We start from the raw sequence: 24,454 nt of genomic DNA, 5'->3' as shown, positions 1-24,454 counted from the left end.
ATGTTTACCGAACTTGCCAAACAATACGACCAACCGTTCCTGCCCTTCCTTCCCGCCGCGCCCATTGATGACAGAGCTGCATGGGGGAATCTGGATGCAGAGCTTAAATCCCGGCTGGTAGAGCATGCACAGGCCTGCTGCCCGGCAGTCTGGCCAGTCATGCTCGCCACCGACTATCTGGACTTCTCCCGTACCGGCAACCGAACCCGATATGAGGACAAGCAGTTTGAACGGCGGACACGTTTGAATACTCTGGTACTTGGGGAATGTGTGCAGAACGGCGGAAATTTCCTGGATGACATCCTCAATGGAATCTTCCTTATCTGTGAGGAATCCGCCTGGCAGCTGCCTGCCCACAATTCCTACATCCGCGACACGCCCCAGCTTCTGCTTCCGGATGTGACCCGTCCGGTCATTGACCTGTTTGCGGCGGAAACCGGCGCAGTACTGGCGATGTCCTGTTTTCTTTTAGGACCGGCCCTGGATGCATTCAGCCCTGCGGTAAAAACCATGGTAAACGACACTCTCTCCCGCCGGATCTTCACTCCCTATCTCACAGAACATTTCTGGTGGATGGGTGACGGAAAAAGCCACATGAACAACTGGACTGCCTGGTGCACTCAGAATGTGCTTCTGGCTGCCGCTCTCTCAGACCTGAAGCAAGAACAGAAAAAAGCAATTTTTTTAAAAGCCTGTCAGAGCATAGACTACTTTCTCGCCGAATACGGAGACGACGGATGCTGTGACGAAGGCGCCCAGTATTACCGCCATGCCGGATTGTGCCTGTTCGGATGCATGGAGATCCTAAACGGGATGACAGAGGGACATTTTTTTAAGCTGTATCAGGAACCTAAAATACGCAACATTGCCGCCTACATCCAGAACGTGCATGTGTCCGGCCCCTATTACATCAACTTTGCCGACTGCTCCCCCGTCGCCGGGCGCTGCAACGCGCGGGAGTTCTTGTTCGGTAAACGGACCGGTAATCCACAGCTGATGAAACTGGCTGCTGACGACTACTGTGAGGACGATGATCCGCTCCTGGCCGGTGAACACAATCTTTACTACCGCCTTCTGGCAGTGTTCTGCCATGATGAGATCCTGTCTTACCGCCACAGGATGACCTCAGCTGAGGATCTTCCCACAAACAAAGATGATTCCACGTCAGAAGGCCATCCAACCACCGATGCGGCGGCGATGTCCGGACTTTATTATCCCAGCGTCGGCCTGTTTTTAGCTCGTGATGATCACTTCTGCCTGGCAGTCAAAGCCGGAGACAATGACGACAGCCACAACCACAATGATACGGGAAGCTTCACCCTGTATCAGGACGGGAAACCTCTTTTCATCGATATCGGTGTGGAGACCTATCAGAAAAAAACATTCTCCCCGCAGCGCTATGAGATCTGGACCATGCAGTCCCAGTACCACAACCTTCCCACCTTTACCGGATGCGGGATGGAGGAAGCAAAAGCCCTGCCCTATGGATATGTAACAGATTTTGCAGGGACCGGCTCTATAGGCGCCATGGAGCACCATGGTCCCCTATATGCCGCCAGAGATGTAGAATACCATTTTGATTCGGATACCGCCTGGATCAAAATGGAGCTTGCAGACGCCTATCCTGACAGGCGCGTACATTCCTACAAAAGGCAGGTACAAATAGAGCATGGACAAGGAATCACCATAACAGACCGGGCAGTCTGCGGTCCCTTAACCCCGGTCCTCTCCCTGATCACATACGAAGAACCGGTATGGGATCCTGATACGAAGCGCCTTATTATCGGGCAATTGGGTCGTGTCTGCGTTAAGGGTGCAGCGGAAGTATCCTTAGAGCGCCTCCCCATCACGGATCAGCGTCTCCAGACAGCCTGGAAGCATGATCTCTGGAGAATACTGATCTCATTTCAGGATCAGCTCCAGCTTCATATCCTTCCATAAAAACAAGGCAGCCGGCAGGTGAATCTTTCGGTAATGCTTTCACCTTCCAGCTGCCCTTACTATTCTATTTATAATTAAAATCCGGTATCCCGCCCCAACGTTTTCGGAAATAGTGAGCGGCCATCTTGGGCCTCCGATCTCTGGTGAACAGTCCCTTCTTATTGCCATCAGCCCGCATACATCCCTGAACGGTAGCAAAATCCGCAAAATTCCAAACATGCTCCCCGATAAAGAAAGAACGCTTGTCAAATTCCGCGTTCTGCCGCGCATAATATTCCATCTGGAACTCCTCGCTGAACATTTCCGGGACAGTCTGATGGAACCCTGCAATGGCGTCAGCGCCGTACTCGGTGATCATCACAGGCTTTCCCTGCTGCTGCCAGAAATCCAGCTCCTGATTCAGCCCATAGCACGCCGCTTCCAGATCTCCGGACAGATTGTACCACCCATAATACCGGTTGATGCACACCACATCCATGGTCCGCGTCACAATGTCCTTCTCATAATTGTTCTGACAGCAGACAAAGGTGACAGGCCGGTCCGCCGGATCCAGACTGTGAGTCAGCTCATACAGGGAATGCCAGTAATCATAGGCCGACTGGGGGAAATGTTCGGTATCCGGCTCATTGCCCATGGACCACATGACCACGCAGGGATGGTTCTTGTCACGGGCGATCATGTCGCGGATGACCTGCTCATGATGTCCACGGATCGAAAATGTCTCATATGGGTTCTGGTTCTCCCCGGCTCCGATTCCCACAGCCGGAGTCTCATCGATCACCACGATCCCCTCCCGGTCGCACAGGGCATAAAGCTCCTCCGCGTAAGGATAATGGCTGGTCCGGAAGGAATTGGCATGGAGCCAGTGGATCAGATTCACATCCTTCACATCCAGGCACAGATCCAGTCCCCTCCCGTGGAACGCTGAATCTTCATGCTTCCCAAAGCCTTTGAAGTAGAACGGCTCGCCGTTGATCAGGAACCGGGTTCCCTCCACCTTTACCGTGCGTATGCCGAACTGCTCCTCATAGCAGTCCTCCCCATAGCGGACCCTCGCCGTATAGAGATAAGGGGTGCCCGGATAGGGATACCAAAACTCGGCATCATGGATCTTTACCGTCCCGCTGCTTCCCACAGCCGTTTTCACGATCCGTCCCGCTGCGTCAAGGATCTCAACCGTCACCACAGGAGATACCCCCTTCACTCTGGACGCAATTGCTCCGGTCTGCACCTCATAATGTACAATCCCGTCTGCCCCATCGATATCCGGCACGATCGTAATATCTTTTATATACTCTGCCGGGGTGGTGTACACCCGCACCGGGCGATTGATGCCAGCATAGTTAAAGAAATCGAAATTCGGCATATTCTGAGGCGCCCTCCAGCGCTTTGCCGCCTCCACACCAGGCACCCCGGGATTATCTGATCCAAAAAATGCCGTGCTTCCCTCATTGCCCACCGGCAAAGTGCTGTGGTTTACCCGATTATCCACAGCAATCAGAAGTTCTGCGCTTCCTTTCCTGGAGACATACTCTGTAATCTCTATCTCAAAGGGAAGAAAACCGCCTTTGTGCTCTGTCAGGAAGGTCCCGTTTAAATATACCCTGGCATGATGGGTTACTGCATCGAAGCGAAGCACCAGCCTTTGACCACGGAAACAGGCAGGAATTGTAAGCGTTCTTGCATAGTAGGCCCAGCCGTAATGATTCCGGTATCCGGGATCGTCCTTCTGGTCATTGTAGGATGCCGGGACTGCGATTGGCTCCATATGCTCCGGTTTTTCACAGATGGTACCCGGGTCACTGCTGTCCCCCAGCTTAAAATCCCAGATACCGGATAAGTCAAGTACCGCCCGGACTTCATTTGATTTCGGATATAACATGGCAAGCTCTCCTTATTTCGTATTCAGGTTTATTATACTGCGGCCGCCATGTCCGGAACATGGAATTTCTCACTTAGAATCTGTAAAATGTATCGTTTTCCCCAATCCGGAGATTTTACATAATCCTACAAAAATTTTACATGGCAAAGAAATCAGTTCTTGTGCTATGATACATACAGGCAGAGGACAACAGGACGTCACATCAGGGCATCTGCCATATCCCCCTATTATTTTATATTTGAAAGAAAGGAATGTCCTGCTATGATCCATATGAAATTGAAATTCCGTGAAACACAACAGATTCTGAATTTTGTAAACCTGATAAAAGACTGCGCATTCGATGCCGATATCCGCTACGGGCATATCGTGGTGGATGCAAAATCCCTGATGGGCGTTATGGCAGTAGCTTCCAACAAAGAAGTGGAACTGATCCTCCATGCCTCAGAAGAAAACAGTCAGACTATCACCAGCCGCCTGACCGCCTTTGCTGCCTGATACTGCTGAAATACAGACACTGTTAAACATAAAAATGCTCCCTGACGGCAGGGTTATCACCTTATAACCCTCACTGCAAGGAGCATAATTCATTCTCATATCATCCAACCAGACTCTGGAGCTTTACACTGTGGTCTGCGACCACCTTCTTCACAAGCTCCAGATCCATCCTCATTGTCTCCAGCTTTTCCACTTCCGTCTCATACCTTTTCGCTGCCGGCACGTAGTTCTCTGCCAGAAGGCGTATGTTAGGTTCTACCTCGTTCTCCAGTTTCAGCTTGATATGACGGATGTCTGCCTTGATCGGGGAAAGCTTCTCGTCAAACTTGCGGTCCAGTTTTTCGTCAAACTTCTTATCAAATTTTTCATCCAGCTTCTTGTCCAGCTTTTCCTCCAGCTTTACCTCCAGCTTTGCTTCTAATTTCTCTTCCAGTTTCTTATCCAGCTTTTCTTCCAATTTTTTCTCTAATTTTACCTCTAATTTCTCTTCCAGTTTTTCTTCCAACTTCTCATCCAGCATTACGGATATCTTTTCCAACAATTCTTCATTACTCATAATATCCCCCTCACTTTCCATTCAGGTATCTTCTAGTATAATTCATCTGTTTTACTGTTTGCAAGATTAATTTTTGCATTTTCACTATTTCACATTCAACAGGCAGCTCCCCCTTCCCATCTGTACGAAATAACAGGTAAACTGCAGACGATACGCTGCATGAGACGCCCAATCTGGCATCACGGAACGGACCTGGAGTCCGCTTTGAACAATTGCACGGATTGAAATTCCGCGAAAAGTAAGATAAATATACCACAATGCATGGTAAAGCACAACTATTATTTTTAAACTACCTTTAAAACCTCCAGCGTCCAGCCTCAAATCCACTGTACAGAATCAAACGAAAACAGCCTGTGGAAAAGGGATGCCGCTGCATACCGGCATCCCTCATCTTTTATTTCATCAGATCATACACGATCGCCGAGAAGGTTTCAATCCCATCTACCAGCACCTTTTCATCAAAATCAAACGCCGTCGTATGCTGTGCGGACGCCATATCCGTCATGGACCGCATATAGGTCGCCTTCCCTCCATGAGCCTGCACCCGGTTCATCATCAGGGAGATGTCCTCGCTGCCCCAGTTCTGTGCATTCTCACAGCTGCTGACAGACAGATGCGGCAGATGCTCCCGGACCACATCGGCGATATGGGCAAGGAAATCCTCATCACTGTGCTGGGATTCCGAAGACCCTTCCGGTACCATCTCCAAACGGCAGCCCACCATATCTGCGGCCGCATGGCAGATCCGTTTTGCCTGCTCATCCATATAGCTGTTGATCTCCGTGGTCTCCCCGCGCACCTCGATCTGCATCATGCACTGGTCCGGGATCACGTTCCGCCCGGTGCCGCCGCGGATCACACCCACATTCACCCGGGAGATCCCACCGCTGTGGCGCGGGATCGCAGTTAAGTTCACCACCGCGTTGGCAGCCGCTACGATGGCGCTGCGTCCATTCTCCGGGAACCCGCCCGCATGAGCCGACTGTCCGTAAAAATACACATCATATTTGCTGGTTGCTAAAGATCCCCAGGTCCCGGGGGTCACATCCCCGTCGTCAGGCCCTTTGGTGGGGGCAATATGGGTTCCAACAAAGTAGTCCACATCATCCAGATGCCCATGGGCCACGATCGGTCTGGCGCCCTTGGCGCCCTCCTCGCCCGGCTGGAAGATCAGCTTCACAGTCCCGTGCAGGCTGTCTTTTATCTTCATCAGCACTTCTGCCACACCCAGCCCGATGACGGCGTGGGCGTCATGCCCGCAGGCATGCATCATTCCGGGATTCCGGGATGAGAATCCCTCTACAAAAGGCCGGTGTTCGGGCGTCTCCTCCTCAATAAGCCCCAATGCATCAATATCGAATCTCAGCGCAACCACCGGGCCATCCCCGCACCGTAGGATACCAATCGCACCAGTAAAACCCTGGCGCAATTCCTCCGTCATATATTCCTCCGGTGCCCCCTGGGAGAGGGCAAGCTGCGCATGGGCCGCAAGCGCCTCTTCAGACGGCACCCCAAAACGCTCCGTTTCCAGGCAGACCTCTCTGCCCATCAAAACCTCATATCCCAACTCCGTCAGGATCTTCGCGATGATCGCTGTAGTCCGCATCTCATACCAGGCAGTTTCCGGGTACTTATGGAAATCCCGTCTTCTGCTCCTGCTCTTCTCGTCCAGTTCCCGCGCATATTCCATTATCTTCTGATACATGACCTCTCCTTTTTATACGTTAATCCAGTTCTGATTTAAATTTTGTCCAAAGCTCCTCGTGAAGCGCCGCTGCCTCCGGCCCAACATCCTGGATAAACTCGCCATTCGGAATATCCTCCGCGCTGATGATCAGGCTCTGTTTGAATTCTTCCGGCAAAAACTCATAGGAAGCCTTGTTGGGGCACAGATAGTAGGTCTGCTGGGAGATCTTCGCCCCCACCTCTCCGTCCAGGATATAGTTTAAGAAAGCATGGGCATTGTCACTGTTGGGAGCCTGGGACGGGATAAATACCGCGTCCACACCGAACCCCAAACCTTCCTCCGGATATACCACCTTTAAATCCGGATTCTGAGAAAGAGCTAAAACCACCTGGGACGTAAAGAGATACGCTGCGCTCACCTCACCGCTCAGCAGGAAATCCTGCGTCTGGTTTTGACTCATAACCCGCACATTGGGCGCCAACTCCATCAGCTTGTCCCCGGCTTTTTTAAGCGTCTCCGGATCCTCCGTGTTGAAGGACTCACCCATGATTTTAAGCGCCATACCGGTCACGACGCGCTCACTGTCCATCAGGGCCACGCTGTCTGCAAGAGACGGGTCCCACAAGGATGCATATCCGCTGATTTGTGCTGTAACCATGTCAGGATTATAGACGATCAGCGGGATCCCCGGCCCATAGGGCACTGTCAGCTTATTGTCCGGGTCGTAGAAAAAGTTCTGGAAAACCGGATCAATATTCTGGAAATTGGGGACCTTTGCCTTGTCAATCTCCTTCACCAGCCCTTCATCCGCTGCCAGCTTGATGATATAGTCGGAAGCGATAATGATATCATAGTCGCCGCCTTTACTGGTCTCCAGCTTAGCCAGCATCTCCTCATTAGCCTCAAAATTGGTATAATTAACCTTGATCCCGGTCTCCTGCTCAAACCCGTCTATCACGTCTTGGGGAACGTATTCCGCCCAGGTATATATATTCAGTTCACCGGCATCCTTCTTTGCATCAGAAGTGCTCCCCGCACTGCCGCAGCCAGACAAACTTCCGGCACACAGTAACGCCGCCATAAAAACAGCCAGCTGTCTTTTATTTTTTTTCATAATTTTCCTCTCTTTCTTCCCTCTTTAAAAGGCTTTTCTTCTGTTTCCAATGACTCTGGAAAGCAAAACGATCACAAACGTCACCACCAGCATAATGGTACAGAGTGCATTGATCTCCGGAGTGACACCGGATTTCAACTGGGTATAAATCCGGATCGGCAGCGTATTGGTCCTGGCGCCCGTCACAAAGATACTGATGACCACATCATCCAGAGACATGGCAAAAGCCAGCAGCATACCAGATACCAGAGCCGGAGCCACAAGCGGCAGGGTGATATCCCAGAAAGCCCGGCGCTCGGAAGCGCCAAGATCCTTCGCCGCCTCCCCCAGTGATTTGTCGATGCCGACCAGACTGGACTTCACCATCATGAACACATAAGGAACGCAGAAGGTAGTGTGTCCCAGTACCAGCGTCAGCATCCCGAAAGGCAGGCTCAGCATGGCAAAAAACGCCATAAACACCATACCCAGAATGATCTCCGGGATCATGATCGGCAGTGTGGATATGTACTCCACAGCCCCCTTGCTCTTAAAGCTTACCCGTGCCATACCCACAGCCCCCAGCGTGCCGATGACACCGGCCAGCAGGCTGCTTAAGGTTGCCAGCACCAGACTGTTTCTGAGCGCTTCCAAAAGGCCGCGGTTATTCATCATCTTCCCATACCAGTCCAGGGTGACTCCGCCCCAGACCGTCGTATTTTTTGAAACATTAAAGGAGTACACTACCACCACAACGATCGGAAGATACATAAGCACCAGCAGCGCCGCCTGGTAAATGGAGGAGAGACGAAGCTTCTTTTTTCTCATAGCAGTCCCTCCAGTTCCTTTACTCTGGTCACCTTCCGGTACAGCCAGATCATAACCGAGGTAAAGATCATAAGGATGACCGAAAGCGCCGCCGCAAAGGGCCAGTCCCGGCCGCTCTGCAGCTGGTTCTGGATCAAGTTGCCCACCAGCATCACCTTGCCGCCGCCCAGGATATCAGCGATAAAAAACAGCCCCATGGACGGTATGAACACCAGAACCACGCCCGACATGATACCGGGCAGGGTCATCTTCACGGTAACCGTCAGAAATGCCTGGAGCCGGGTAGCTCCCAGATCCCTTGAAGCCTCCACCAAAGACCAGTCCATCTTGTCCGTGCTGGAATAGACGGAAAGGATCATAAATGGCAGCAGGGAATAGATCATCCCCACCAGCACAGCCGGATAGGAATACAAAAGCTTCAGCGGGGAAGCTGTGAGGTTCAGCCTCATCAGCAGCTTATCCAGAATCCCATTGCTGCGGAAAATGATGATCCAGCCATACATCCGCATCAGGGCGCTGGTCCAGAACGGGATCACCACCAGGAGCATCATCAGGCTGCGGGCCTTTTTCTCAAGCCTCGCCATGAAATATCCGAAGGGATATCCGATCACCAGTGTAAACAGGGTGGTCAGCACCGCCAGGATGAACGACTCCTTAAACGTATTCAGATAGACCGGGTTTAAGATCTTCCTGTAATTATCAAACGTAAACTCATTTACAACTCCCCACGTCTGCGCCCGTGTCATAAAGCTGAGCACGATCAGATAGACAATGGGCAGCGCCACGAAAACTATGGTAAACAGATACAGCGGAGCCACTGTGACCCACCAGCAGTCCTTCTTTTTCTTTGTTGTATTATCTGACATCCTGTTCCTCCAGATCCACCAAAACCGCATGCTCTGCATCCCAGACTGCTGACACCTTATCTCCCGGGTGCACCGAGCTGTTGATCCCCTGGCGGCTGGATATCAGCTCTCCCAGCGAGCCTCCGTCCAGGCTGATCCGCAGCATACCGCCCGCAAAGCTTTTTTCTGTCACGGTGAGCCTCAGCCCGCAAAAGCTTCCCTCCCCGGCAGCAGGTTCCTTCAAAATAATATTCTCACCCCTGACGGCAACGGTGACCGGCTGTCCCGGCTTTAAGAACGTGGTCTGTCCCTCCGTCACAGCTGCACAGGCCGCGCCTGCCTCCGTGGAGATCCTGGCAATCCCGCCCTCCAGGCCAAGGAGCGTGCCTTTTATAATATTGGCGGCGCCCACAAAACTGGCCACATAGCTGGTCCTGGGATGGTCGTACACTTCTCCCGGCGTACCGATCTGCTCAAACTGTCCGTCCCGCATGACTACGATCCGGTCCGACATGTTGAGCGCCTCCTCCTGGTCATGGGTAATGTAGATAAAGGTGATCCCCAGACGTTTCTGAAGCCGCTTCAGCTCTACCTGCATCTGGCGGCGGAGCTGAAGGTCCAGCGCCCCCAGCGGCTCGTCCAGCAAAAGTACCTCCGGGTTATTGATCACTGCCCTGGCAATCGCCACCCGCTGTTTCTGGCCTCCGGAAAGCTCTGACGGCATCCGTTTTTCATAGCCGGACAGCTGTACCAGCTCCAAAACCTGGCCTACCCGTTCCGCAATCTCCTTCTTCGGGACCTTTCTAAGCTTTAAGCCATAACCCACGTTGGCAGCCACGTTCATATGAGGGAACAGGGCATAATTCTGGAATACGGTATTGACGTTCCGTTTATCCGGCTCTGTCCCGGTCACATCCCTGCCGCCCAGTCGCACCTGGCCTCCGTCCGGGCTTTCCAGACCCGCTATGATCCTTAATGTGGTTGTCTTCCCACAACCGGACGGTCCCAAAAATGTGATAAACTCACCTTTCTCAATGGAAAGGCTGATGCCCCGCAGCACCTCCGTCTCTCCAAAGCTCTTTTTTATCTGATTCAATTCCAATATAATATCAGCCACATCCAGCCTCCTTTTTTCCTCCCAATTGTACCACAAAATTTACCAACTGTAAAATATGGAAACGAAAACCCGATCCTGTAAGATTCTAATTGAAGATTTCTCCGCAGCATCGTATAATAGGTCTGTACAAGTAAACGAAAGCGGAGGAATTTATGAAACAGGCACTTATCATTGGCTCCACCTGTGTGGATGTCATTATCAATATCGACCACCTTCCAGTGACAGAGGAGAATATCCGCCCCACTTCCCAGTCCATGGCCCTGGGCGGCTGCGCCTACAACGTAGCTTATATTATGAGGCTTTTAGGAGCCAGCCACACTTTTATCAGCCCGGTGGGCGGCGGCACTTACGGGGACTATGTGGCAAAGCAGTTAAAACAGCTGGGTGTTCCGGTGGCTGTCCGGGTCCCGGAAAAAGAGAACGGCTGCTGCTACTGTCTGGTGGAAGCGGGCGGAGAACGCACCTTTATGTCCTATCATGGAGTGGAGTACACCTTCCAAAAGTCCTGGATGGAGCCTTATAATGCCGACAACTACGGGCTCACCTATATCTGCGGCCTGGAGATCGAAGAACCCACCGGCATCAATCTGATCGAATACTTAGAAGCGCATCCCCAGTTGGAGGTCTGCTATGCCCCCGGCCCCAGAGGCGTCCTGATCGAAAAAAGCAAAACCCGCCGCATGATGGCGTTGAAACCCATTCTCCATATCAATGAGCAGGAGGCCCTGGACTTAAGCGGATGTGCCAGCTATCAGGAAGCGGCGGACTGCCTGCACTCCGTCACCGGCAACACCGTGATCATCACCCTGGGAGGCCAGGGTACCTACTGTCTGGAAAAGACCGGAGACAGCTATCTGGTCCCCTCATCTCCCGCAGAGCATGTAGTGGATACCATCGGCGCAGGAGACTCCCATATCGGGACCATTATCGCCTGTCTGACAAAGGACATGCCCTTAAAAGATTCCATCGCCTATGCCAACCGGGTTGCGGCGGCTGTAGTTGGCGTTAAGGGATCTTCCCTTCCGCCGGAGCTGCTTCCCCCACTGTAAACACTGTAAACCACAACAAATGCCGGGCCTTTCCTTCCACAGCATCTCGGAAGGAAGCCCGGCATCTTACATGCCATGATCTCAGTTATATCCCGCAATTCTTCAATATCTTAAACAGCTGCTGATGCGCGCTTGAGAGGACCATGTCCTCCCTCCAGATCGCCCCGATATCCCACCGGAAACCGGATTTCCCTATGCTGTAGACCCGGGGGATACGGATCGGATTCATCATCCGCACAGTCGCCTCCGGCACAACCGTCAATGCCATACCCGTCGTCGCCACAAGATAAGTCGTCATATTATTGGAAGAATCCAGGATACTGCGCGGCTTGACGCCATGCTCCAGGAAAACCGTCTCCACCGCCTTTCGGATCCGGCTCTTCTCCCCCATCAAAATAAAATCCTTCCCGTCCAGAACTTCCGGATCCACCCAGGGGCGGCTCACGCCCCGGCTGCACGGCAGCTCATCTGAAGAAACCAGTAAGAGTTCTTCCTGATAAAGCACCCGCACGGAAAATTCCGGGCTGGCCTGAAACAGCGGTATGATCCCGATGTCCGCCGCACCGCTGCGCACATTGTCCTCCACACTCCGGCTGCTGGATTCCACGGTTTGGATCTTGATGTTGGGATATAGACGCTTGAATTCCGGCAGTACAAAAGGCAGCAGTGAAGTTGCCCGCATATCAGACAGCCCGATCCGGATCACACCCTCTCTGCAGTGGTTTAAATCATCAATCTCCTGTTTCAGCTTCCCCTGAAGGGCCAGAATCATCCTGGCAGTCTTTATGTACTGCTCTCCCGCCTGGGTAAGGGTAAGCGGCGTTGTGGTCCGGTTAAAGATCTTCGCCCCCAGCTCCTCCTCCGTCTTGGATATAAAACTGCTCAGGGACGGCTGCGACACATAGAGCTGCTCCGCTGCCCTGGTAATATTCTGGCAGTCCGCCACTTTTATCATATACTGTAATTGTTTGAAATCCAAAACAGCCACCTCCAACATCGTCCTTCCTGTGGTCACAGTATAACAGATTTCGAAAATGGCTGTCAACGGCATCCTTTCTTATCCGCAGATCATCCGGTAAACTCCCAGCCATGCCAGCATAACACTGATGAACATACATAGGAATGCCACCACAAAAAGTTCCATGAACATTTTATTCTGCGGATACTGATCCTCCATACCGGAAAACTGGGAAACGCCTGCCAGGATCAGAGCACCGGCTGTGGAGATTGGAGTAAAACCGGTTACAGTCCCGCCGATCACCACCGCTGACATCAGCTCCGCCGGGTTCACTCCATTTAAGCCTGAGGCAATCTGCCCCACGGTAGGGATCATGGTCGGGAACACAACGCCCAACCCCGAGGCAAAGAAAGACATGGCCCCGGCTGCCGCACACATAAGGGGAGAAGCAGTCCGTTCACTGCAGAACGCCGCAATGGAACCGGCGAGCAGATCCACACCGCCTGCAAGCTTCACGATATTCATCAGGACACCTACGCCAAGCACCAGCAGGATCGTGTTCCATGGCACGGACTTGACAGCCTGACGGTCGTCACCACATTTCAAGATGACAAGGATTGTGCCGATCACAAAACTGATCAGGCCTACATTGCAGTCAAATACCACCACACCCAGGATCATTGCCGCAAGCCCCAGAAGGGACAGGATCTGCTTTCCGGTAAATTTCTGCTTTTCCTCCGTGGAAATTTCAACAAGAGGTGTACGGAACCTCCATCCCTTCAAGAAGATGAAGGATGCCGCTATCATTACAAGCTCCGTCACCAGCAGGCACCACATGGCTGGGACCGTGCTCCCCTCCAGGCCCTGCTCCGTCATCAGTCCGGAGACAACGATCGCTTCCGGCGTGATCGGGCTCATGCGGAAGCTCTGTGCACCCATCTGTCCGATGAGCGAAAGAAGGATCGGGTTGATCCCCGCCTTTAAGGCCACAGGGATCGCCAATACCGGAACGATTGCAAGCGTAGGGATCGCGCCAGGACCGACTCCCGATAATATGGCTCCGATGATAAACATGGCGATATACAAAAGCCCCCTCCGGTTTCCGGCCAGACCGGTAATCTTCTTTGCCAGCACCTCCAGTGTCCCGTTATTGTTCACAATTGCAAACAGGTATAAAACGCCGATCATGGTCAGCGCCATGGATGCGCTAAATCCCCCCATGATCTTGCTGGCCGGTACCCCGTAAGCCAGTCCGATCACATATGCAAACCCAATTGAGATGATCCCTACATTTACTTTCATGAGAAACCCGATGATGATCGCCCCAGCCAGTGCGATCAGTGAAATCACTGCCATATTCATATTCCTTCTCCTTTACCGTTTCTTTCACAGACATGTCTTTCATGGCTTAATCCTATCAGAAAAAAACTATCCGGTAAAATATGTATTTCCATATGGCGTGATAGCCTCAAAATGCCTGCGCGCCCTCTCGCTATAGTGATTTTTTACAATTATATTCTGCCGCAGTTATGCACACTGTCCAAATATAGCCGGAGCTTACCAGTTCTACGCTTCCTGACAGCCTATTGCGTCATACAAAAAAACAAATTTTACTTCCTGATACAATCTGTTTATAATACAGACAGAACCGGCCGGACGAACCGGGACGGCCATGCAAGGAGGATGAAAACATGAAATATGCTTATGTGGGATGTCGGACAACCAAAGCCCGCAATGCGCGGGGACGGGGCCTGATGGTATATGAGATCCTGCCTGACGGACGCTGGAAGGAAAAACAGTGCCTTTTTACAGAGGAAAACCCCAGCTACCAGTGTTTCGACCGGGAACATCGGTACTTATACAGCGTACACGGGGATCTGACCCTGGTATCCAGCTATGAGCGTCTTGAAGACGGTACGCTGAAGCATTTAAATACCATTGATATCGGCGGTAAAAATCCAGTGGATATCACAGTATCAAAGGATAACCGCCATGTCATTGTCGCGACCCTTCAGGGAGGTACTCTGTATACGATCCGCCGCAGAGAGGACGGGAGCCTGGGAGAGATCATTTCCTCCTTCACATTTGAAGGCAAAGAGGAAGGGAGCGTCTCCACAGTCCACCAGTGCCTGTGGGACCAGAGCGGTTCCTATCTGTTTGCCTGCGCACAGGGGCGCATCCATGGCTACGGGCAGCTGCGAGCGCTGAAGTTTGATGAAAACTCCGGAGTTTTCACCGAGACAGACCGGTTCCTTGCGCGGACCTGGGACGAACCCCGCCATGCCGCCATTCATCCAAACAACCGCTGGCTGTATATGTGTGAGGAAAAGGGCAACAAAGTGCTCTATTTTCGTTTTGACAATGCCGACGGAGCCTTATGCCCTATGCAGGAGCTTACCACCGTACCAGAAACCATCACCAGCTATTCCGACGCCAGCGAAGTCATGGTAGACCCGTCCGGGCAGTACGTGCTGGTCTCAAACCGTTACACGGATCTGATGGCGGTATATCGGATCGATCCACTGACCGGCTATCTGAAAAATACAGGATTTTTTCCCTGCCTTGGCAAAACTCCGCGGTTCTTCTGTTTTGCACCAAATGGAAACTGCTATGTTGCAAACGAGGACAGCGATACCATCGTGGAATTCCGGTTTGACCCAGTTACGGGAAGCCTGGTTCCTACACTGAACATCATCGGGACAGGAAGTCCTGTATGTATTAGCTTTTTATAAGATCAGTTGTCCATAAAATCTCTTGCCGCAATTCCGGCTGCTACAAAACAGAACTGCAAAAATAAAGGTCAGCGGATGCATTCCCAATGAATCCATCTACTGACCTTTTGCATTTTATATCTAAAGTATTAAACCACGCTCTTAAGCCCCAATGTCTTCTCGATCACCAGCATCACTCCCAGGGTGATCACCATCAGGAGCGTCGCCAGAGCCGCGATCGTCGGATCAAAGTGGTATTCCACATAAGCCATCATCTCGATCGGCAGCACCGTCACCCCCGCACTGGTTAAAAACGCAGACAGGGATACGTTATTGAAGGAGTTGATGATCGCCATGATACACGCCGATACGATACCGGACTTGATGTTCGGCAGCAGGATATGGAAAAATGTATATCCATTGCCTGCCCCCAATATCCGGGCCGCTTCCTCCATGGAGAAATCAAAGTTCGCCAGGCTGGAGGTCACCACCCGCATCACATACGGGATCGACAGGATCGTATGGCCGATCAGCAGGCTGGGCAGTGCCGGAAGCTTAAACCGGTTCACCACATAACGGAGCATCACGAAGCCGAGCACAATCACCGGGATCAGCACCGGGGACAGGAAAAGTCCCTTGATGAACTCCTTTCCCTTGAACCGGTAGCGGTTTAAGGCATAGGCCGCCGGGAGGCCCAAAAGCAGGGCCACAAAGGTTGCGGCAAATGCGATGATGATACTGTATTTTGCTGCGCTTCCAAAGGTCTTCACCTTCAGGATCTGCTCATACCACTTGAACGTAAATCCCTCTCCCGGGAACTTTAAGTAGGTGGTATCGCTGAAGGAGGCCGCCATGATGACAAGCAGCGGACCGATCAGGAAGATATATACCAGCAATGTGACAAGAAACAGCGATTTACTCTTTTTCATGAATAACTCCTTTTTAGCGACAGTTTCTATCTGGCAGATTACTGCACGGAGAATAACTCATTCCACTGGGTGGTCCAGCCAGCCTTATTGGCATTGATCACAGACCAGTCCGGAAGCAGCAGGTTGTCGATCATCTCTTTCCCGTAGGTAAAGTTCGCTGCCTGCTCTGCGGTCAGCTCAACGTCTGTGCGTACCGGAGAATCTACGCCGTCCACTGCTTCTGCAAGCTGGACTTCCTTGGAAAGATAGAAATCAATGAATGCCATAGCCAGTTCTTTGTTCTCACAGCCCTTGATAATGTTCAGCGTATTGTAACCGCTGTAATTGCCCTCGCTCGGGTCAACCCATACATAATCCTCAGAAGCAGACTTTGCTGCGGTATAGGAGAAGTCAAGCAGGACGGCAACGGAGATCTCACCCTGGTTTAACATGGTGATCGTATCGTTGGCGCTGGTATAGGTCTTCATCACATTTGGCTTTAACTCTGCCATCTTTGCGAAGATCGCGTCGTCATCCTGTCCAGGAGTCAGACCTGCCATCTTTGCAGTCGCATAATAGAACAGCGGACCGGAGGTCGTTGTGATATCCGGGATCGCAATGGAACCTTCCAGCTCCGGATTCCATAAGTCAGCCCAGGAAGTGATCTCGATCGGGCAGGTGGACTTGTCATAAACAATGCCCAGGCGGTTAAAGGTATAGGCCGGGCCGTACTCTGCGCCGAACGGAGCCTTTGCGTTGTCATACAGGGCATCCATGTTTCCAAGGGTGCTGTAATCCATCTTCTCTAACAGGTCCGCATCGATCAAGTCCGCAACGAATGCGTCGCCGATGATGACTACGTCATAGTTGGCCGGGGTCTCTTTGATCTTGGTCACGCGCTCTGCGTTCTTGCCGCCCTCCACGATCAGCTTGCAGCCGGTCGCTTCCATAAACGGATCATATACGTTCTTCTGAAGCAGCTCTGCGTTGAAGGAGAATGTGGATACCTTTAACTCCTGTCCCTCAAAATTCCCCAGATCTGCGCCAGCCGCTGCACTTTCACCTTCTCCTGCCGCTGCTGCCTGAGTCTCTGACTCAGCCTTCGCCGTGGTCTCCTCTTTGGACGACCCGCCGCATGCGGTCAGGGAAGCAGCCATAGCTGCAACCAGCATTACGCTCATCAATTTCTTTTTCATAATCTTTTCTCCTTATCCTTAAAGCAAAATGATTTTATTGGGAGTCAGAGACAGGGTAACCCGGTCTCCGATCCTGTAAACACTCTCCTGGTCTGTGCTGACCTCGAACTCACCAATGGCGGTGCGTACGTTATACTGGTTGCGCTTGCCAAGGAATGTACTTACCACAACTTCACCGGACAGCGGATTGACCGCCTCCGTTCCAGCCGGTACGACCTGGATATCCTCCGGGCGGATACACGCCTTAAACGCATCCCCGTCCTTTCCATCCGTCACATGGATCCGGCTTCCATCCTGAGCCAAAAACTCTCCTGCGCCCTCTGCTCTCTTTAAATCCAGGAAATTCTCAAAGCCCACAAAATGAGCAATAAACTCGGTCTTTGGATGATTGTAGATCACAGACGGGCTGTCCATCTGCTCGATCACCCCATGGTTCATGATCGCGACCTTGTCGGAGATCGCGAAGCACTCCTCCTGGTCGTGGGTCACATATATGGCTGTAAATCCGAACTTCTGCTGCAGGCGGCGGATCTCCACGCGCATCTTGACGCGCAGCTTCGCATCCAGATTGCTGAGAGGCTCATCCAAAAGCAGCAGATCCGGTTTGATCACGAGCGCCCTGGCAAGTGCCACTCGCTGGCGCTGTCCGCCGGACATTTCCTTCGGGAACCTGTTTTCAAAACCTAAAAGATCCACGGTCTCAAGCATCTCCATGACTTCTTTTTTCATCTGCTCCGGCGCCGTCTTCCGCATCTTTAAGCCAAACGCCACGTTGTCATATACAGTCATGTGAGGAAACAGCGCGTAGCTCTGGAATACAAATCCGAAATTCCGCTTATTGAGCGGCACCTGGGTGTAGTCCTTGCCGTCAAAGATGAATTTGCCGTCCATCGGGGTGGAAAAACCGGCAATCAGCCTCAGAGTCGTGGTCTTACCGCATCCACTGGAGCCTAACAGAGAAACCAGCTCTCCCTTCTCCACCTGGAAGTTCAAATCCTTTAAGATAACATTCTTGTCATATCCTGCTGTGATGTTCTGCAATTCCAACAGTGCCATATCGTTCTCCTTTATCTCACCTATCGTTGATTATCGTCCTGTGCCAGACTGTTTTAAATCGTTGGGTTCAGCTTCCGGCTGACTGCATTGATGCCGCTGGATACCAGTATGGTCACCACGATCATCACCACCGCCACCACAGATGCCTGGGTCCAGTCACCGAGGGACATGGCCTGCTGATAGATCATGGTTGCCAGCACACGGGTGTCCGTGCCGCCTAAAAGCTGAGGCGTCGTATATGCCGTCAAACATCCGGTGAATACCAGCACGCTCCCCGTCACCAATCCGGGAATGCTAAGGGGCAGGATCACATGCCGGAATACACTGGCCCGGGACGCACCCAGGCTGCCGGCGGCCAGGTTCAAATCTTCCGAAATATTGTCCATGACTCCGATCAGGGACAGGATCATGAGCGGCAGGAAAAGCTGGATAAAGCCCACCACCATGGAAAATTCATTATAAAGCAGGCTGATGGGCTTCGCCACCAGTCCAAGCTGTACCAGAGCGTTGTTGACAAATCCCTTTTTGCCGAGAATGACCATCCAGCTGAAGGACCGGATCACCGGGCTGGTGAACATGGGGAAGACGGCAAGGGCCATCAGTACCCCTTTATTCCTGGCATATTTTGAAATATAGTACGCCGTAGGGAAACCCAGCATAGCGCACACAACTGTGCTGATCAGGCTTAAACGGATGCTGCGCCAGAACACCTGCTTGAAATAAACGCTCTCCAGTAAAGAAAAATAATTAGCCAGGGAAAAACTGCCGCCCTCATCAAAAAAAGTCTTAAATATAAGGGAGAATAAGGGGATCAGCATAAAAACCGCCAGAAACAGGCATCCGGGCAGAATAAACAGCCAGTAAATCTTTGTTTTCTTTTCAAGCAATGGTCCTACCAACCTTTCTTACATAGTCGAAAAAATGTGCGGGATACAGAGAAAAGCCGTAAAAAAGGGCCGTTTATTTATAAGCTCATCCAGCCTTCATTAAACAGTCCCTCTTATATATCCTGCAATTCTTATCATTTTTTCTAATAGAATTACCATACCATTGATGCGGTAAATTGTCAACCGCGTTTTTACAGAAAACGACAGGAAAAGAGTTACAGCCCGGCGCAAAATCCACGTTTGGACAGCCGGACTGTAATCGCAAAAAACATCAGATCATATCGGCATAATTCTCTGCGTGGCGCCGGAATCCGCCCATGACCCGCTCCAGTTTTTCACGTTCCTCCTGAAGATCTACGCAGGTCAGCCTGTGACCCTCTACCAGCCTTTTACCGTCCACCCAGACACTGTCCACATTGGAAGCATTGGCGGAATAAACAATAGCGGAATAGGGATTGTAAACAGGGAACATATTGACCGAACTGGTCTCTAAAAGCACCAGATCCGCCTTTTTCCCCGGCTCGATGGAGCCGATCTCATGCTCTGCTCCCAGCGCCCTCGCGCCGCCCACAGTCCCCATCTCCACAATATCTACAGCCGGGAATACGCCCCTGTCATGATATCTGGTCTTCTGGAACGAGGCGATCAGCTTGAACTGGGTAAACAGATCCAGCGTGTTGCCGGAGGACGGACCGTCAGTCCCCACGCCCACATCCACACCTGCCCGCCGCATATCAAGTACCGGGCAGATCCCCTTTCCACCCTTGGTATTTGCGCCGATACAGTGAGCCACCTTTGTGCCAGTCTCTGCAAACAGTGCGATATCCTCATCTGTGGCATGGATACAGTGGGCTGCGATCGTGTTCTCACCCAGCACGCCGAGATCGTACAGGAATGCGATCGGCGTCTTCTTATAGTTTTCCCTAAACAGCTCCATTTCATAATCCATTTCGCTGACATGGAGCGAATATTTTGCATGATATCGGGCCGCAAGGTCATATGCCGCCTTCAGCATCTCCGGGGAGTTGGTATTGGTGGCATGGGGAGCCACCATAGGATGGATCCGGTCGTGTCCGCCCCACTTTTTCAACAGCTCCTCACACAGAGAAAGACCGCCGTAAGGCTCTTTGCTGTCACAGGTCTCCATATTGATGACGGTCTCCCCCACCCAGGCCCGGATTCCCATCTCCTCGCAGGCGCGGGCCACCATATCCTCAAAATAATACATGTCGAGAACCGTGGTCACCCCTGCCAAAAGCAGTTCGCAGACCGCATACCGGGCGCTCCGGTATATCAGCTCCGGATTCATGGCTGCAAGCTCCAGTGGGAACAAAAAACGCCTCAGCCTGTCACGGCAGTCGTCTCCCATAGAGCGGAACGGGATCATGGAAATATGGCTGTGGACGTTTACCATCCCCGGCATCAGGATCCCGCCCGCACCGTCCACCCTCTCATCCACAGGTGCGGGACTGCCCTCATTTTCCGTCCGATCATCCGGGTCAGCCAGGTAACGGCCGTTTCCCACCGCTGCAATGAGGCCGTCCTCGATCAGCACATAGCCATCCTGATGCACGGTCTTTTCTGCATCCATCGTGAGCACCGTCACGTGTTCTATCAATGTTCTCATTCTCTAAACCTCCGGTTATTTCTGCTTTTAGCAATACTGGCTTCGGGCGGCCTCTATCCGCTAATTGGACTTGCGGTTGATGAACTCCGCCTTGATCTTGGAGTAGACAAATTTCTGGCTGCTGTACAGGCCATAGTACCCCGACAGAGTAAAGCAGACCGCCACCGCGATGGAGTAATAAGGCATCGCCTCAAAGCCAAACAGCTCAAAGGCCATGAACACAGTGGATACAGGGCAGTTGGTCACGCTGACAAACAGGCAGGTCATACCGATCGCCGTGCACAGCCCAACAGGAAGCCCCAGCACAGAGGCAACCATATAGCCAAAGGTGGCTCCCACACACAACGTCGGGACGATCTCACCGCCTTTAAACCCTGCTCCCAGCGCCACCGCCGTGAACAGCATCTTCATCAGGAACGCATAGTACGGGATCGGCTCTCCCTCAAAACACCGCTCGATCAGGTGCATACCGCCGCCGTTATAGTAGCGGCTTTTGAAGATCAGGGTAAGTACGATAAAAACAGCGCTGCCCGCCAGGACTCGAAAATAGGGATTGGGCAGATACCTCCGGTATACCGCGCTGCTCTCGTGCAGTACAATGCAGAATAACACGCCCACTGCCGCGCACAAAGCTCCGATGAGCACCGCGATCCCCGCGCCCTGAAGCCCAAATTCCGGCACGATCCCAATATCAAACCAGTCCGGCATCACGCCGAAGCTTCTGGAGATCCCGGCGCCGATAAAGGAGGCAAACAGGCACGGGACCAGGGCTGCATAATACATGACGCCAATGCTGACTACCTCCATGGAGAACACGCCTGCTGCCAGCGGAGTACCAAAAAGCGCTGCAAAACAGGCGCTCATGCCGCACATAACCGCAATCTTTTTATCCTTTTCATCCAGATGGATCACCTTTCCTACCAGGTTCCCAAGGCTTCCGCCCAACTGCAGGGCGGCTCCCTCCCGGCCCACCGAGGCGCTGACGCAATGGCTTATGACCGTAGAGACAAAGATTAGCGGCGCAGTGGCGACTGTGATCTCCTGATTTGAGGAAATAGACTCCAGTACCATATCCGTTCCCCGGTTGGTCTCTTCATGGCTGGCCCGGTAGATCCAGATGATAAAAATACCCGCAAGCGGCATCAGAAACAGGGTCCAGTGATGCTGGTTCCACACAGCCGTCGACATAGTCACCCCTTTGCTGAATACCATGCCGATCAATCCGACCACAACGCCGATAAAGACTGATATCACAGTCCATTTCATAAAGTAGTGGATATTTTCCCCCAAAGGCGACTTGCTTTCGTAGATTTTCATACTCGTCCTGCCTCCGGTCAGTCGCTGTAGGTGCCTTTGGATTTCACCAGCTTCGGACGGTAACCGGCATCATTGAGAGCCTGGACGATCCTGTTTTTGTGCTCAGTCCCTTCCGCTTCCAGGGTGATCCGCAGCTCCACCGCCGCATTCCGGTTGATACTGATGAACTGGTTGTGCTCCAGCTTGATCACATTGCCCCGCTCATCTGCCAGAAGCGCGGATATCTTGGCAAGCTCACCCGGCTTGTCAGGCAGCAGAACCGACACCGTGAAGATACGGTCCCTCTGGATCAGGCCATGCTGTACTACGGAGGACATGGTGATCACATCCATATTGCCGCCGCTCAAGATAGAAACAATCTTTTTCTTCTGGACATTTAAATGTTTTAAAGCAGCCACAGTCAAAAGACCGGAATTTTCCACGATCATCTTGTGGTTCTCCACCATATCGAGGAATGCCACGATCAGCTCCGTATCCTCCACAGTGATCACATCATCCACGTTCTGCTGGATATATGGAAACAGCTTTTCACCGGGACGTTTTACCGCAGTACCATCTGCAATGGTATTGACGGCCGGCAGGGTCAGCACATGCCCGGCCTTTAAGGATTCCTGCATACAGTTGGCTCCCGCAGGCTCCACGCCGATCACTTTGATCTTCGGATTCAGAAGCTTGGCAAGAGTGGAAACACCGGTGCATAAACCGCCGCCGCCTACCGGTACCAGAATATAATCCACCGTCGGAAGCTCCTTGATGATCTCCATGGCGATGGTCCCCTGCCCTGTCGCCACATCCAGATCATCAAACGGATGGACGAAGGTATAGCCGTGTTCATCCGCCAGCTTGTAGGCATAGTCGCAGGCCTCGTCAAACACATCCCCGTAAAGGACCACATCCGCGCCGTAGCTTCTGGTGCGGTTCACCTTCATGAGCGGAGTCGTGGTAGGCATAACGATCGTCGCCTTGATCCCCGCCAGCTTCGCCGCATAAGCCACGCCCTGGGCATGGTTTCCCGCAGACGCCGTGATCAGGCCGCGCTCCCGCTCCTCCGGGCTCAGTGTGCTGATCTTGTAATATGCGCCGCGCACCTTGTAGGCTCCGGTATACTGCATGTTCTCAGGCTTGAAATACACCCGGTTGCCCGTCATGGCAGAAAAATACTCACTGTAGACCAGCTTGGTCTCCTGGGTGACCTTCTGCACCTCTTCCGATGCGATCTCAAACTTTTCTAATGATAACTCCTGTAATTCCTGTTCTTCCATAGTCCTTATCCTCTTTCCCTGTTTATGCTTTCCGCCTGATGTTTAACACTCTGCTGCCTGCATCAGCCCCACGTTTTCCGGATGTTTACTCGCCTGATGTCTTAAAAAGCGCGTTCACAAAGTCATCCGAATTGAACTTCTGCAAATCGTCGATCTTCTCCCCGACTCCCACATATTTGACCGGAATACCAAGCTCCGACTGGATTGCCACTGCGATTCCGCCCTTTGCTGTCCCATCCAGCTTTGTCAGGATGATGCCGGTAATATCAGCCACCTCCATAAACTGCTTCGCCTGGGCCAGGGCATTCTGTCCCGTGGTCCCGTCCAGCACTACAAGAGTCTCCCGGTAAGCATCCGGGTACTCCTTATCGATGATCCGGTTGATCTTCTTAAGCTCCTCCATCAGGTTTTTCTTGTTGTGGAGCCGGCCTGCGGTATCACAGATCAGAACGTCCGCACTGCGGGACTTGGCAGCCGCAACCGCATCATAGATGACAGCTGCCGGGTCGGAACCCTCCTGCTGGGCGATGATCTCCACGCCCGCCCGGTTGGCCCACTCTGTGAGCTGCTCAATGGCTGCCGCACGGAAGGTATCGGCTGCCGCCAGGACTACCTTTTTGCCGTCGTCCTTGAGCTGCCCCGCCAGTTTTCCCACCGAGGTCGTTTTGCCCACGCCATTGACGCCGATGACCAGGACTACGGAACGGCGGTTTTCAAACTCGTATGCGTTGTCTCCCAGGTTCATCTGGTCCTTGATGGAATCGATCAAAAGCTGTTTGCACTCGGACGGCTCCTTGATATGCTGCTCCTTCACCCGTTTCCTCAAGTCCTCGATAATGGACATGGTGGTCTGGATTCCCAGATCGCCCATGATCAGGGTCTCCTCCAGTTCCTCATAAAAGTCCTCGTCGATGGCTGAAAAGCCACTGAAAATGGAATCCATGCCGGATACGATATTTTCCCTCGTCTTGTTAAGGCCTTCCACCAGACGGCTGAAAAAACCTTTTTTCTTTTCTTTCTCTTCCATACACATTCCTCC

At 52.3% G+C, this 24,454-nt stretch carries 21 protein-coding genes; 4 read left to right on the top strand and 17 right to left on the bottom strand.

Going from position 1 to position 24,454, the window contains the following annotated elements; genetic code table 11:
• Positions 1 to 1,941, top strand: a complete 1,941-nt coding sequence (locus AB1I67_RS14290) for a heparinase II/III family protein (protein WP_367030537.1) — start codon at positions 1 to 3, stop codon at positions 1,939 to 1,941.
• A 64-nt stretch (positions 1,942 to 2,005) separates the two neighbouring features.
• Here AB1I67_RS14290 and uidA read toward each other — a convergent pair whose 3' ends face one another.
• On the bottom strand, positions 2,006 to 3,823 hold the full coding sequence (uidA, locus tag AB1I67_RS14285; RefSeq protein WP_367030536.1) for a beta-glucuronidase: 1,818 nt from the start codon (positions 3,821 to 3,823) through the stop codon (positions 2,006 to 2,008).
• 261 nt (positions 3,824 to 4,084) lie between these two features.
• On the opposite strand from uidA, the gene AB1I67_RS14280 reads away from it, so the two are divergent.
• A complete protein-coding gene (locus AB1I67_RS14280) occupies positions 4,085 to 4,318 on the top strand; it encodes an HPr family phosphocarrier protein (protein WP_367030535.1) in 234 nt (77 codons plus the stop codon).
• Positions 4,319 to 4,418: 100 nt separating this feature from the next.
• Here AB1I67_RS14280 and AB1I67_RS14275 read toward each other — a convergent pair whose 3' ends face one another.
• From AB1I67_RS14275 to AB1I67_RS14250, 6 genes are all read right to left on the bottom strand, one after another.
• On the bottom strand, positions 4,419 to 4,874 hold the full coding sequence (locus tag AB1I67_RS14275) for a hypothetical protein (RefSeq protein WP_367030534.1): 456 nt from the start codon (positions 4,872 to 4,874) through the stop codon (positions 4,419 to 4,421).
• A gap of 394 nt (positions 4,875 to 5,268) precedes the next feature.
• A complete protein-coding gene (locus tag AB1I67_RS14270) occupies positions 5,269 to 6,579 on the bottom strand; it encodes an amidohydrolase (RefSeq protein WP_367030533.1) in 1,311 nt (436 codons plus the stop codon).
• A gap of 19 nt (positions 6,580 to 6,598) precedes the next feature.
• On the bottom strand, positions 6,599 to 7,675 hold the full coding sequence (locus AB1I67_RS14265; RefSeq protein WP_367030532.1) for a spermidine/putrescine ABC transporter substrate-binding protein: 1,077 nt from the start codon (positions 7,673 to 7,675) through the stop codon (positions 6,599 to 6,601).
• A 24-nt stretch (positions 7,676 to 7,699) separates the two neighbouring features.
• Complete coding sequence (locus AB1I67_RS14260; protein ID WP_367030531.1) at positions 7,700 to 8,482, bottom strand: ABC transporter permease; 783 nt, start codon at positions 8,480 to 8,482, stop codon at positions 7,700 to 7,702.
• Entirely contained in the window at positions 8,479 to 9,348 is an 870-nt protein-coding gene (locus AB1I67_RS14255) for an ABC transporter permease (RefSeq protein ID WP_367030530.1), read from the bottom strand. Before AB1I67_RS14255 ends, AB1I67_RS14260 begins: the two co-directional genes overlap by 4 nt.
• The gene (locus AB1I67_RS14250; protein ID WP_367030529.1) at positions 9,338 to 10,444 is read right to left on the bottom strand and encodes an ABC transporter ATP-binding protein; all 1,107 of its coding nucleotides are present in this window, start codon (positions 10,442 to 10,444) and stop codon (positions 9,338 to 9,340) included. Before AB1I67_RS14250 ends, AB1I67_RS14255 begins: the two co-directional genes overlap by 11 nt.
• A gap of 152 nt (positions 10,445 to 10,596) precedes the next feature.
• Between AB1I67_RS14250 and AB1I67_RS14245 the strand changes: the two genes are divergently transcribed.
• Positions 10,597 to 11,493 carry a PfkB family carbohydrate kinase gene (locus AB1I67_RS14245; protein ID WP_367030528.1) on the top strand — a complete coding sequence of 299 codons (897 nt, stop codon included), beginning with the start codon at positions 10,597 to 10,599 and terminating at the stop codon, positions 11,491 to 11,493.
• 85 nt (positions 11,494 to 11,578) lie between these two features.
• On the opposite strand, the gene AB1I67_RS14240 is transcribed toward AB1I67_RS14245, so the two are convergent.
• Together AB1I67_RS14240 and AB1I67_RS14235 are read right to left on the bottom strand one after the other, a co-directional pair.
• Entirely contained in the window at positions 11,579 to 12,472 is an 894-nt protein-coding gene (locus tag AB1I67_RS14240) for a LysR family transcriptional regulator (RefSeq protein WP_367030527.1), read from the bottom strand.
• A gap of 78 nt (positions 12,473 to 12,550) precedes the next feature.
• Positions 12,551 to 13,813: an SLC13 family permease gene (locus AB1I67_RS14235; RefSeq protein WP_367030526.1), complete on the bottom strand. Its 1,263-nt coding sequence runs from the start codon at positions 13,811 to 13,813 to the stop codon at positions 12,551 to 12,553.
• A gap of 329 nt (positions 13,814 to 14,142) precedes the next feature.
• On the opposite strand from AB1I67_RS14235, the gene AB1I67_RS14230 reads away from it, so the two are divergent.
• The gene (locus AB1I67_RS14230; RefSeq protein ID WP_367030525.1) at positions 14,143 to 15,183 is read left to right on the top strand and encodes a beta-propeller fold lactonase family protein; all 1,041 of its coding nucleotides are present in this window, start codon (positions 14,143 to 14,145) and stop codon (positions 15,181 to 15,183) included.
• 128 nt (positions 15,184 to 15,311) lie between these two features.
• On the opposite strand, the gene AB1I67_RS14225 is transcribed toward AB1I67_RS14230, so the two are convergent.
• From AB1I67_RS14225 to ftsY, 8 genes are all read right to left on the bottom strand, one after another.
• Positions 15,312 to 16,091 (bottom strand): ABC transporter permease, encoded by a 780-nt coding sequence (locus AB1I67_RS14225; protein ID WP_367030524.1) that lies wholly within the window; start codon positions 16,089 to 16,091, stop codon positions 15,312 to 15,314.
• 38 nt (positions 16,092 to 16,129) lie between these two features.
• A complete protein-coding gene (locus tag AB1I67_RS14220) occupies positions 16,130 to 17,266 on the bottom strand; it encodes an ABC transporter substrate-binding protein (protein ID WP_367030523.1) in 1,137 nt (378 codons plus the stop codon).
• Positions 17,267 to 17,284: 18 nt separating this feature from the next.
• A complete protein-coding gene (locus AB1I67_RS14215) occupies positions 17,285 to 18,322 on the bottom strand; it encodes an ABC transporter ATP-binding protein (protein WP_367030522.1) in 1,038 nt (345 codons plus the stop codon).
• Positions 18,323 to 18,375: 53 nt separating this feature from the next.
• Entirely contained in the window at positions 18,376 to 19,209 is an 834-nt protein-coding gene (locus tag AB1I67_RS14210) for an ABC transporter permease (RefSeq protein ID WP_367030521.1), read from the bottom strand.
• Positions 19,210 to 19,480: 271 nt separating this feature from the next.
• Positions 19,481 to 20,836 (bottom strand): amidohydrolase, encoded by a 1,356-nt coding sequence (locus tag AB1I67_RS14205; RefSeq protein ID WP_367030520.1) that lies wholly within the window; start codon positions 20,834 to 20,836, stop codon positions 19,481 to 19,483.
• A gap of 60 nt (positions 20,837 to 20,896) precedes the next feature.
• Positions 20,897 to 22,153, bottom strand: a complete 1,257-nt coding sequence (locus AB1I67_RS14200; protein WP_367030519.1) for a chloride channel protein — start codon at positions 22,151 to 22,153, stop codon at positions 20,897 to 20,899.
• A gap of 17 nt (positions 22,154 to 22,170) precedes the next feature.
• Positions 22,171 to 23,415, bottom strand: a complete 1,245-nt coding sequence (gene ilvA, locus AB1I67_RS14195) for a threonine ammonia-lyase (RefSeq protein WP_367030518.1) — start codon at positions 23,413 to 23,415, stop codon at positions 22,171 to 22,173.
• A gap of 85 nt (positions 23,416 to 23,500) precedes the next feature.
• On the bottom strand, positions 23,501 to 24,442 hold the full coding sequence (ftsY, locus tag AB1I67_RS14190; RefSeq protein WP_367030517.1) for a signal recognition particle-docking protein FtsY: 942 nt from the start codon (positions 24,440 to 24,442) through the stop codon (positions 23,501 to 23,503).
• Between the last annotated feature and the right edge of the window lie 12 nt (positions 24,443 to 24,454).

The organism is Clostridium sp. AN503, assembly GCF_040719375.1.
GTDB lineage: Bacteria > Bacillota > Clostridia > Lachnospirales > Lachnospiraceae > Brotaphodocola.
This window is presented reverse-complemented; position numbering and strand designations above follow the sequence as displayed.